The sequence below is a fragment of the Gilliamella sp. B2969 genome (genome assembly GCF_026536195.1).
GTDB lineage: Bacteria > Pseudomonadota > Gammaproteobacteria > Enterobacterales > Orbaceae > Gilliamella.
In genome coordinates, this window is the sequence record NZ_JAFNOP010000013.1 from 78,623 (window position 1) to 86,300 (window position 7,678).

Here is a 7,678-nt window from a genome sequence, read left to right on the forward strand (position 1 = left end):
TAATAATTAAAACGCATTAATAATCCATTGTTGATTTTTACCTGTTATGGCAAAAATATCAAACCTAAACTCGGTATCTTCAATATTCAAATTTTCAGATAGCATCCAAAGTTGTGCTGCTTGCTTAATTTTCGTTTGTTTACTTAACGTTACCGTCATCGCAGCATCGCCAAAATTAGCATTTTTTCGATAACGTACTTCAACAAAAACCAGACATTGCTTATCTTGCATAATTAAATCAACTTCACCTAAGGGATATTGACTATTTTTAGCAATTAATAAAAGCCCTTGTTTAAGTAAGTATTGGCAAGCGATATTTTCATAATACTTGCCAATTTGTTTATTCTTCGCTTGTTGTGGTAGTTTGAGTTGAACCATGAATATATTGTTGCCAAGACAATGCTCTTGTCACTTCACACTGATTACTTGTCGATAATTTTCCTGTCATTCCATCTAAAAAATTAGGTTGATAAGAATCTAATTGATTAAAGCGGTTTGCTAGTCTCCATGCATCAATGCCCATCGCGTATAAACGCAATAATGAATAATCTTTCTGAATATTGCTTGGTATTATTTCTAACATATTATCGGTGCGATTAATGATCATTGGAATATCAGCATATTCCGTTTTATTCATATCGTAGTTAAAATCATTAGATGCATTGGCTACATGGCTTTTTGAACTGGTATAAATCATTATCTGAGATAAGTTAGTTCCCGATTTAGCCGCCCCCATATCTAACATAGGTTTAATTAGGGTTAGTTCATCATAAGAAGAGTAGATATAAATAGCATCAAAACTAGCTGATTGTTCAGGCGGTACCGGCTGAGTAGTTGCATCATTGATTAAAATAGGTAAGCCACTCAGGCTGATTCCACTATTTTGATTCATATTCGCACTTAATGAACTTTTATTGCCAAAATATTGCACATAAGCTTGAGAATTATTAGCAGATAATTGTGACCACTGTTTAGCAAAAGTTTGCGCGACACGTTTGCCTAAATCATTTTGTGGCACAAGCAGTAGAGGTTTCACCTTACTTTGCGCATAAATATGATCGGCAGCATCCTTTGCTTCATCTTCTGGTGATAGTGCAAAAAAGCACATTTTATTCGTCGATATTGTATTATTATCAACTTTATTGAGTGCTAAAACCGGTATGCTTGGTGCTAATTGTTTTATTTTAACAACTTCATCTTTGAGCAAAGGACCAACGATGAGTTCAACATTTTGCTCTTTTGCTTGCTGAATAAGTGTATCCATTGGCGCACTTGTTGTGTCGAGTAAAACGACATTTTGCTGTGGTTCTTGCGGGAAGAACTTTATTGCATCACTGTAACCTTGCTTAATTGTGTCGCCGAATATACGTGATGAACCATTTAATGGTAATAATAAAGCTACTTTTTTCGCATTCGTGTCTGCGGCAGCTAAGGTCTGCTCACCAGTCAATATTGGTAGGATATTTTTAGCTGGATGATCTGGATACTGGGTTAGCCAATCAGCAACAGCTTGTTTTAATGCTTGCTTTTGTTTTTGCGTTTTCTCGGCTATCACTTCTGGTGTATCACCTTCTTGCGTAGTGGGAGCTTTACTGTTGTTTGTGTACGCATAACTTAAATTAATCCAACCTTGTAAAATGCTGTCATCTTCGTTGACAACAATTGAATTAATTTCATTTACGTTTAACTTGCTAAAGAAATTCCAAGTATTATTTAATATCTGTTTTTTTTGATTTTCTGGCGCATATTTTTCTAATTCAGTATAGTCATGAGCTTGTGCATTAATCTCTTTATTTTTTTCATCACTACTGAGTTTAATAGTATAGTAGCGGTATAGCTGAGCTTGAGTTAAGCCTTGAGTAGAAAATTGATTAAAATCAAATGACTTTCCTGATTTTACTGCAATTTCACCAAGTAATAATGTTCGCTCTTGTTGTTGCTTAGCATCAAGGTGGGATGATATTTGCGATAGTAATCCATCAGCTTTAGCTAGTTGATTTTCTTTCACTAAAGCCTGAATAGCCATTAACTGCCAATTGGTTTTGGCGTAACCAGAACTTTTATCAGCTTGTGATAAATAATAACTAGAATTTTTATTCTGGTCATAATCAGTCATTACTTGTGGCTTATTGGCAGGACATCCAGCCAATAAGGTAAACAATGTAAGTATTAGCATTGCATAAAAGGACCGTTTTAAATTCATACACCTATTCTCTTGTAATTTGTTATCCCCAAATCCGCTGTACGTGCACAGTAATTTCTTCGCGATCATGATATAACTGTTTAGCCTGAATTTGGACGTTAATTTGTTTACCATTTAATTCTTCATGAAGTAGCAACAAATTTTGTGTTACTTCTTCATATCGTTTTTTCATTGGTAATTTCAGGTTAAAAATAGTTTCTCGACACCAACCATTAATAAGCCATTTGGCAATTAATTGTGTCACTTTAGTTGGTTTTTCAACCATATCACAGACCAACCAATAAATATTATGCTTTTTTGGCACAAATTTAAAGCCATCTTCACGATAATGTTTTACTTGTCCTGTTTCCATCAATTTTTTATCCATTGGACCATTATCAATGGCATAAACCATCATATTTCGTTTAACGAGTTGATAAGTCCAACCGCCTGGACAAGCACCTAAATCGACCGCATTTAAACCACCTCTTAATCGTTCATCCCATTCTTCGTATGGAATAAAAATATGGAAAGCTTCTTCCAATTTTAAGGTAGAACGGCTAGGCGCATCGCTTGGAAATTTTAGCCGAGGTATCCCCATATAAAATGGCGAATTATTTTGACTTAACGAATAGCCAATATAGCAACTCTGACTATTAATAAAGAATAGATGAATGACGGGCCTTGATGGATTTTCCACTTTCAATAAAATACGTTTATGTCTTAAAGCTTGACGAAGAGGAACAGTAAATTTACGACAAAATCCTATCAGTTCTTTTCCTTCATTAGTATCAGCTACTTCTACCCGTAAATCACCGGCTTTCTCTATTAAGCCTGATAATGAATCTATGATAGGAGAAATACGGTCATGGTTAGGTAGATCGGTTAATAAATCACCGGCTGCAAACATTTGCCGCGCAAAAATTAATGTTCGAAAAGATAACGTTTTAATCAAGTGTTGAGCATCGCCATCTTGGTAGCATTCAAAAATAACATAACCACTATTTTCTTTTACTTTAGCAAAACCAAATACTGCTTTTTGTGATGCTTTATCAGTGATTTCAGCCGCACACTCTTTTTCGAATCCTTGGCGACAATACAAAATAATTTTATTTAGTTTTTGCATATTGTAATTTTTACTCTTCTTCTCAACACGATTTAATGAGCGGATATTAATCAGATTGTACACTATCTGTATATAAAGGAGCTTCACCTTTAGGGCGTGTTTTAAAACGTCTATGTAACCACATATATTGTTCCGGTGCTTTTAAAATTTCATGCTCAATGGCTTTATTCATAAACGCGGCAGCAAGTACATCATCATCGATTGGATAACCTTCAAGCACAGGCGTTACATCAACAATATAGTGACCTTTTTTTTCACGTTTAGGTGTAAACGGTATAATTGCAGGTTGCCCCAACTTAACGAGAATGCGAGTTCCGATTGTGGTTGCTGCTTTTTCAACAGAAAATAATGGTGCAAATACACTATTTTTAGGACCATAATCATGGTCTGGCGCGTACCAAAGTAATTCACCATTTTTTAATGCCCGAATCATACCTTTAGTGTTGTAACGATCTAACATATATTTGTTTGATTTTAGTCGGCCTTTAAGCTGCACATAGTCCATTACCAGATTATCATTAGGTCGATAAACGCCAACACCTGGGTGACTCATACCTAGAATTCGAGCACCTAATTCGAGTGTTAAGAAATGAATTCCAATTAATAAAACACCTTGTCCTGATTGCTGTACCTTTGTAATATAATCATCACCCACTATAGAAGAATGCTTAGCTAAACGTTTATCGGACCAAAACCAAGCCATACCCGTTTCAAAAATAGCTAATCCAGTCGAAATAAAATTATCACGTAACAGCGCGTCGCGTTCTTGTTGTGATTTGTCGGGAAAACAAAGTTTAAGATTTTGTTTTGCAGTTTCTTTTCGCTTCCCAATTAACTTCATTGAAAGTAAACCTAATGATTTACCTAGTTGATAAATTATTGGATAGGGTAACAATACCAATAAATATAAAAAACCAATTCCTAACCACGTTAACCAGTAACGAGGATGTAATAAGTGCTTAGTAAAAACGGGACGAATTTCCTGATTTTGACTCATATTAAGATCAATTAATGATTTAAACAAAGTTAACTATTATATACCAATCTTGGCTCAATATGCAGGAAAATAACATTCCGATTGACAAAATCGGCTATTGTTACATGATGCGTTCAATCATAAAAAGAGAGATTTAAAAAAATATTGGGATTAATTTGATTAATCCCAATAATACTATTGTTAACTTATGTATGAGTAAAAAAATAGATTAAACGTATTTTTTATCATAATACTTCAACATACTTTACACTGCGACTGGCGCCTTGATGGCAGGATAAGGATCATAATCAACAATCTCAAAATCCTCAAATTCGTAATCAAAAATTGTTGGCGGTTTACGCTTTATCAATAATTTTGGTAATGATCTTGGCTCTCGACTTAATTGCAGCTTAGTTTGATCCATATGATTTGAGTATAGATGGGTATCCCCTCCCGTCCAAACAAAATCACCAACCTCCAAATTACACTGCTGAGCAATCATATGTATTAAGAGTGAATAACTTGCAATGTTGAACGGTAATCCCAAAAATACATCACATGAGCGTTGATAGAGTTGACAAGAAAGTTTACCTTGCGCAACATAAAATTGAAAAAATGCATGACATGGTGCTAATGCCATTTGATCAAGTTCACCGACATTCCATGCAGAAACTATCATACGCCTTGAATCAGGATCATTTTTAATTTGTTCAATTAATTGAGTAATTTGATCTATTTGACGGCCATCGGCAGCTCCCCAAGCCCGCCATTGTTTACCATATACTGGACCTAAATCACCATTTTCATCGGCCCATTCATCCCAAATAGTCACTTTATTATCCTGTAAATAACGGATATTAGTATCCCCTTTCAAAAACCAAAGTAGTTCATGAATAATAGAACGTAAATGACATTTTTTTGTCGTTACTAATGGAAAGCCATCTTGCAAATTAAATCGCATCTGATGACCAAAGATCGATAATGTACCCGTTCCAGTTCGATCAGATTTAGGTGTCCCTTCTACTAAAATTTTTTGCATCAGCGCTAAATATTGTTTCATCGTTTAATCGCCTTACGGTTAAATCTATATGCATATAACAGAATCAAAATACCTCCAATAATCATTGGTAGGCATAAAATTTGTCCCATACTTATCATATTTAAGAATAAGCCTATTTGTTCGTCCGGTTGTCTAAAAAACTCTATGACAAACCGGAATAAACCATAGCAAAGTAAAAATAGACCAGATACAGCACCAACAGGTCTATGTTTACGGATAAATAAATTCAAAATAATAAATAATACTATTCCTTCAAACAACATTTCATAAAGCTGCGAAGGATGCCTTGGTAAAATACCATTAAGCTGAGTATAAAGAGAAAACCATTCAGGATGAGACTGTACATACATAAAATCAGCATGAGACGAGGTTGGAAATAGCATACCAATATGTGAGTGCGTTACGCGTCCCCACAATTCACCATTAATAAAATTACCAAAACGTCCAAACATTAACCCAATAGGAACTAAAGGTGCAACAAAATCAGCTACTTGCATAAAGGTTTTGTGTGTTATTTTAGCAAAAATCGCAATGACACAAATCGCACCTATTAAACCACCATGGAATGACATGCCGCCTTCCCAAACTTTAAACAAAATAACCGGATCTTTAATAAACGCATCAAAGTTATAAAACAAAATATAACCAAGACGGCCACCGATAAAGAGTCCTAAAAAACCCCAAAATAATAAATTTTCAACCTGTTGTGTAGTCCATTGACTATTTGGCTTTCTTGCGCGGCGCTTAGCTAAATAAAGCGCGCCCAATACACCAAATAAGTACATTGCACCATACCAATGTAGCGAAATAGGACCAATTGAAAAAGCAATTGGATCAAAATTAGGAAATTGTAAGTATTGATTCATTTTTTTATACGCTGTTTATTTTTTCGTTTATGAGCAAAGAAATTAAATCGTTTCTTTTTAGAAACATTAACTGTTGGCACTTCTATCTCTGACTGTATAGTAAAAACTGGCAAAGAAAATTCTTTCATTGCTTTTCGATAGACATCACGTTTAAAGGCAATAACTTGACGAATAGGATACCAATAACTCACCCATTTCCAATCATCAAATTCTGGAGTCGAAGACATATTAAGATTAATTACTGATGTATCAGAAATCAATTCTAATAAAAACCATTTCTGCTTCTGCCCTATGCATACAGGTTGATTTTCCCAGCGAATCATTCGTTTAGGTAATTTATAACGCAACCAACCATTAGTTACAGACAAAATTTTCACATCTTTGGGTAATAATCCTACCTCTTCGTTTAATTCACGAAACATTGCCTGCTCAGGCGTTTCGTTTAGTTTAATTCCGCCCTGAGGAAACTGCCAAGAATTTTGTCCATAACGACGAGCCCAAAGAACTTGACCATACCTGTTACAAATAACTATTCCTACATTTGGACGGTAGCCATCATTATCGATCACTGACTACCTCAAAAAATTATTTTTCTATATCTAAATTGTTTCATACATACAGAAATAAATAAATAGGAAAATGAATTTATCAAGCAAATATACTTTTAATCAGCTATTTTTTAGATAATTTAACTCTTATAACAATGCTTATTATAGCAAAGTGAATTTATATGACTAAACTACCAAGAAAGCCGCATAAGTTATAAATACTTCATAATGCACTACTGAGAAAAATATGAAATCGCATCTTCTATTGTTGTGATTTAAATATTACATATGGTTACTGATGTTGTACCAATTTGGAAATAGCTTTACGTTCACAAATAGGCGGAACGCGTTGCCATAGATTAGTCGGCGCTTTCAGCTTAGTCGCTATAGCTGCGGCCGTATAGAACTCTTTTAACTGAACACCTTGAGCGAGTTTATCTATAGCTTGTTGACTAATTATGCCTTCAACTTGTACCCAATAAGTTTTTGGTAATTTAAATTTTGGCGAGCTGATTTTTGACTGCAACTTACCATCATTGGTCAGTAATAATAATCCTTCACTGTCAGTATCCAGTCGACCTGCCGGGTAAAATTTGGGTAATGAAATAAAATCTTTTAATGTTTGATATTTTTCATGGGGAGAAAATTGCGTAATTACATTGTACGGTTTGTTAAAAGCAATTAATGAGCCCATTTTTTTCCTATCCATTTAACTATGTTCAATAACAATACTTTTAATAATATAGTAAATCATTATCGATTTTCTAGCATTGTTAGTCATAATTATTCCGCTGTAAAAAGCAAAAAAGCCCAGCATCTCTGCTGGGCTCTCGCACTAATTTAAAAGTCTGGCGGCACCCTACTCTCACATGGGTAATACCCACACTACCATCGGCACTACGGCGTTTCACTTCTGAGTT

7 protein-coding genes and 1 pseudogene are annotated in these 7,678 nt (G+C 34.6%); all 8 read right to left on the reverse strand.

What is annotated here, in order from left to right; translation table 11 throughout:
* Positions 1-6: 6 nt before the first annotated feature.
* Positions 7-378, reverse strand: a complete 372-nt coding sequence (locus J3U66_RS11700; RefSeq protein WP_267349083.1) for a YraN family protein — start codon at positions 376-378, stop codon at positions 7-9.
* On the reverse strand, positions 341-2,203 hold the full coding sequence (locus J3U66_RS11705) for a penicillin-binding protein activator (RefSeq protein WP_267349085.1): 1,863 nt from the start codon (positions 2,201-2,203) through the stop codon (positions 341-343). Before J3U66_RS11705 ends, J3U66_RS11700 begins: the two co-directional genes overlap by 38 nt.
* A 22-nt stretch (positions 2,204-2,225) precedes the next feature.
* Positions 2,226-3,308: a 23S rRNA (cytidine(2498)-2'-O)-methyltransferase RlmM gene (gene rlmM, locus J3U66_RS11710; protein ID WP_267349087.1), complete on the reverse strand. Its 1,083-nt coding sequence runs from the start codon at positions 3,306-3,308 to the stop codon at positions 2,226-2,228.
* A gap of 46 nt (positions 3,309-3,354) precedes the next feature.
* The gene (gene lpxL / locus J3U66_RS11715) at positions 3,355-4,305 is read right to left on the reverse strand and encodes an LpxL/LpxP family Kdo(2)-lipid IV(A) lauroyl/palmitoleoyl acyltransferase (protein WP_267349089.1); all 951 of its coding nucleotides are present in this window, start codon (positions 4,303-4,305) and stop codon (positions 3,355-3,357) included.
* A 244-nt stretch (positions 4,306-4,549) separates the two neighbouring features.
* Positions 4,550-5,344 carry a thymidylate synthase gene (gene thyA, locus J3U66_RS11720; protein WP_267349091.1) on the reverse strand — a complete coding sequence of 265 codons (795 nt, stop codon included), beginning with the start codon at positions 5,342-5,344 and terminating at the stop codon, positions 4,550-4,552.
* The gene (gene lgt, locus J3U66_RS11725) at positions 5,341-6,210 is read right to left on the reverse strand and encodes a prolipoprotein diacylglyceryl transferase (RefSeq protein ID WP_267344697.1); all 870 of its coding nucleotides are present in this window, start codon (positions 6,208-6,210) and stop codon (positions 5,341-5,343) included. Before lgt ends, thyA begins: the two co-directional genes overlap by 4 nt.
* Positions 6,207-6,779 (reverse strand): RNA pyrophosphohydrolase, encoded by a 573-nt coding sequence (rppH, locus tag J3U66_RS11730; protein ID WP_267349093.1) that lies wholly within the window; start codon positions 6,777-6,779, stop codon positions 6,207-6,209. The genes lgt and rppH overlap by 4 nt, the downstream gene beginning before the upstream one ends.
* A 438-nt stretch (positions 6,780-7,217) precedes the next feature.
* Positions 7,218-7,452, reverse strand: a pseudogene (locus J3U66_RS12940) (pseudouridine synthase); the annotation flags it as partial.
* Positions 7,453-7,678 lie beyond the last annotated feature (226 nt).